At 31.8% G+C, this 3,722-nt stretch carries 5 protein-coding genes; all 5 read left to right on the plus strand.

What is annotated here, in order from left to right; translation table 11 throughout:
* Window positions 1-432 precede the first annotated feature (432 nt).
* The 5 genes from A9G09_RS00170 (at window position 433) to A9G09_RS00190 (ending at window position 3,357) form a co-directional block, all read left to right on the plus strand.
* Entirely contained in the window at window positions 433-684 is a 252-nt protein-coding gene (locus A9G09_RS00170) for a hypothetical protein (RefSeq protein WP_065632907.1), read from the plus strand.
* A gap of 514 nt (window positions 685-1,198) precedes the next feature.
* Window positions 1,199-1,795, plus strand: coding sequence for a hypothetical protein (locus tag A9G09_RS00175; RefSeq protein ID WP_065632908.1), 597 nt, complete (start codon window positions 1,199-1,201; stop codon window positions 1,793-1,795).
* 136 nt (window positions 1,796-1,931) lie between these two features.
* Window positions 1,932-2,375, plus strand: coding sequence for a hypothetical protein (locus tag A9G09_RS00180; RefSeq protein ID WP_065632909.1), 444 nt, complete (start codon window positions 1,932-1,934; stop codon window positions 2,373-2,375).
* Window positions 2,376-2,641: 266 nt separating this feature from the next.
* Window positions 2,642-3,121: a hypothetical protein gene (locus A9G09_RS00185; protein ID WP_065632910.1), complete on the plus strand. Its 480-nt coding sequence runs from the start codon at window positions 2,642-2,644 to the stop codon at window positions 3,119-3,121.
* A 2-nt stretch (window positions 3,122-3,123) separates the two neighbouring features.
* Complete coding sequence (locus tag A9G09_RS00190; RefSeq protein ID WP_065632911.1) at window positions 3,124-3,357, plus strand: hypothetical protein; 234 nt, start codon at window positions 3,124-3,126, stop codon at window positions 3,355-3,357.
* Window positions 3,358-3,722: the final 365 nt, after the last annotated feature.

A 3,722-nucleotide genomic window follows, 5' to 3' on the forward strand; every position in this document is an offset into this window, starting at 1 on the left:
TTTGCATTGAAAAATAATTACTATACTAATAACTAATAGTAAACATGAATATTATCTTTTTTTCATAATAAAATTGTATGTGTTTTTTAATGAATACTTAAAAAACTGATGGAAAGAAATGGTAACCAAAAAACAAATAAATCAAGTAAATTACAATATTCGGCGTCTATATAAAAGATGGGTTGTATTCATTAGCGCAATCCAGAAAAAACAATTGGATGGAGTTTTTTAATATATTTAATGATAAAGATGAGTGGGATGGTGTAGACCTGAATAAGGTTAATATCTTATTTACCTGTTCAGTAATTGCACACACTTAAAGAGTTATTAGTTTCGATATAAGATGAACATGTACGAAAAAATGTACGCCCGCAGGAGTCCAAAATTATTACTTATACAGGTCCATTAGCAGAAAAGATAGGTCTGGTGGAAATGGATGATAGATATACTTCTGTAGATCAAAAAGTTTTGATTCCACAGCTAACCGTAAAAGATTACTTAGATATTATTCAAACCAAAGAGTATGCAGGAATGAATGGAAATTCTAAAAACATCCAAAATCGTCTGCTTAAATTCTACGAAAATGGCATTAATTGGGATGAATCTAAAAAATTTTTATTTCCTGATGTAACACCGCCAGCACCTATCCAAATACCTTTAACCAAAGAAAATTATATGCACTAGTAAATAAACTCGTCCGCAAACTCTTTATTAAGTGTTATGTTGAACAAGTTATAACTATAGTCTACTAAATAGGAAAAGAACGAGGTTGCCAAGATAAGTTTTGAAAGGCAAATCTGCTTTTAATTTATCATCTTTCCCAAATTACCATTACATTAACCGTAGTCGAAGCCAACACATCATTTCAGCTACAGTTCTAAGAAGATGCTTCTAAGCGAAACCAATGCTTAAGGCACATGCAGCCATCACTACAATTAACTAAGTAAACAAATTACCACCACACGTCCGCAGCATTCGATACACTTGCGACGTACCACAGCAAACAAATTGCCAGCGGCACGCAGTATTACTACTACGATGCCTAACACCGCCTAATCGAAGCCGTATCGAAAACATCGACTGGGCAAAGCTAGCAACCGTCTTTTGATGCAGTTCTTGATGCCGCTAGGAAACTGATGTAGATTGTCTAACAAATATTGAAGAAAAATATAATTAATAATAGATATAAGGTATATGAATGAAACGTGAACAACTTTATCACCTGTATTATTCAGGAATAGACACTTTCGATCTTGATCCTGAATGGAAGCATAAAACCAGAGAGCAATTTTGTCATTATTGCCATAGACTAAAACTACCTCACGGTAGTATGGATGTGATTACGAATGGGAAAATAAGGAAAAACCTAGATATGCCAATGGTAGGTCGTCTCCTGATACCTAGTATTATGTCGCTGCGCTTATTTAGTTTGCTGGGTGAAGAGGCTGAAAAATATTTAAATATAGGTTCTATTTATAATAAAGTGGAAAGTGAGAAGCATAAACAGCCATTTATAACTTTTATTAGTAAATATGATTACGTTGTACTGAGAGGTGAAAAACCATATATTTTTGATGGACAACCTATTCCTGAAAATGAGCGTCTTTTTGTCTGTCCTGAATGCCATTTCCACTCAAGAAGAGAAAGAGCGCCGAGGTTTTTACTTGAAAGCGAATATCCAAAATATCCAATATGCTGTACGGAATTTGGTTTACTTTTATATGAAAGTATTTATGAAAGGCTGAAAACTATCAAATTAGTTGGGGTACTCGTAGAGAAAGTCAAAGTTAAATAGCAATATACTGATTCTGTTGAAAACGTTTTCCAACAACAAAACCAGTAGAGACACTGAAAATTGATGAGCATTATACAAAAACAGGAAAAATTCCAGTTGGCAATCAAAACAGTGATAAATCGAAAGGACGATGTAAATGAAAATTGATTTTTTATTATTGTGGGCTGAAGTTGGCATTCGCTACGAAATTACAAATACGGTTTTAAATCCGTTGATAGAAAATCTTAATGAATTAAACAAAACTCTACCACATTATGACAAATTGTTTAAAACAACAGATTATGATTTAGTTTTTACTATCTCTGCTACACAAGAACACAAAAATTTAGTCTACGGTCCTTTAACCTTATCAAAACGCAAAGAGGTGCATTTCTCAATTTTTATACCTTATAAAACGTTTAGTTGTTATAAGCAACAAATGTTCTATGTTCTTGATACCATCGCAGAGGGAATGATTTTTGTATTTAATAAATATAAAGTGGATCCTTCAGGGATAAACGAAGTGTTTGAAACATTAAAAACATTGATTGCAAAGGATCCAGAAAGATATCAAAAATGGCTGAAAGATCTCGAGGATTGATAACTTAAAAACTAATAGTGCCTAAGGCGTCATTGCCAGAGTTGGAAAAAATATATATAGCTATTAATTGTGCGGCAAACCGATACAAGAAATAGAATACAGCCAGGTACAACAGAATTTAAGGTATTAGGGACAGTATTTAGACAAAAAAGTAGAAGAAGCCGGTCTGGTTGCATCTGATTTTTCGAAAGAAATAGATCTCTCATAAAAATAAATAATGCTAATCAAATACGGTTAAAATCTTGTTGGTACTAGACTATATTATTATGAATAGAGAAAGTTTTACTATTGATGAAAAAAAATATCCAATTGGTTGGAGATTCAACTCTACAGAATGCATCTTATCTTCTGAAGAAAAAAAGAGGATAATTTTTCTTGATGAAGATGAATCTAGTCGATTTTGGCATATGATATTCCCATTTGATCACTTAATGAAAATGCCACCAATGTTTTGTTCAGTGACAGAAAAAATCGATTTAGATTTTAAAAATTCCAAACAATCTTCGTTTTTTTTCGAAAACAAATTAGCAGGTCATTCATCTGTTTTTTTCTTCTGGGGGAAAATAGCAAGTGCAATTGTGCCTGTGGATATTTTTATAAAATCATGGAATGATTTTTTTTACCCCAGTGACGAAACAAGTATTCTATTTATCGCCTCTAAAAATAGAATGATCTTTTCTTATAACGAAACGTTTTTTTACGCTGATATATTGAGTAATTTAAATTCACAAATAATAGATGGATGAATATGCATGACTTAAGGTTATTGTTTTTAAACGGATTATTTTATCTGCTTGATAATAATTATACTGCGTCAAACGTGGCGAATTATGCTTTTGAATTCTATTTAGATCATCGTATTACTGATGCAAAACTAGCCTATGTTATCAATTATTTAAGCGGCATTGATGCAAGTCCAGAATTTGAAATGGATAAAGACGACGTCATCTCTTTTATCAATAGCAATTTACTACAATCCTAACTAAGCGAGAAAACTTGCTTATAGCGCTTTACTACACTTTTATGTTTTCTCTATATCTTGAGTGGCTTTTGCTGTCGAACATCAAAATCATCAGTTTAGAATAATAGTTTATCAACTTAAATATTTATTTAAATTAATGAGTTGCAGCGTGATAGCGTTTAATAATTAAGTATGATATTTTATCAATACAAAATAAAAAAATATTCATTACCAAAATAGTCAATATGTAAATTGGTTAAAACTGATTTTATAGCTGACATCTTCGCTTTTTCATTTATAGCAGAAAAGTGTTCAGCGTAAGATGTCATTCAAGTCGTGATGTCATTTTGTCTGTTTGTTACAGTGTCACGATATAACTATTCGAT

It is taken from the genome of Gilliamella sp. wkB292 (assembly GCF_001690235.1).
GTDB lineage: Bacteria > Pseudomonadota > Gammaproteobacteria > Enterobacterales > Orbaceae > Gilliamella > Gilliamella apicola_F.

Bases quoted from the DNA above. Each gene is read 5' to 3' on its own strand.
- A9G09_RS00170 (WP_065632907.1), top strand. From the start codon at position 433: ATGGATGATAGATATACTTCTGTAGATCAAAAAGTTTTGATTCCACAG.
- A9G09_RS00175 (WP_065632908.1), top strand. From the start codon at position 1,199: ATGAAACGTGAACAACTTTATCACCTGTATTATTCAGGAATAGACACT.
- A9G09_RS00180 (WP_065632909.1), top strand. From the start codon at position 1,932: ATGAAAATTGATTTTTTATTATTGTGGGCTGAAGTTGGCATTCGCTAC.
- A9G09_RS00185 (WP_065632910.1), top strand. From the start codon at position 2,642: ATGAATAGAGAAAGTTTTACTATTGATGAAAAAAAATATCCAATTGGT.
- A9G09_RS00190 (WP_065632911.1), top strand. From the start codon at position 3,124: ATGCATGACTTAAGGTTATTGTTTTTAAACGGATTATTTTATCTGCTT.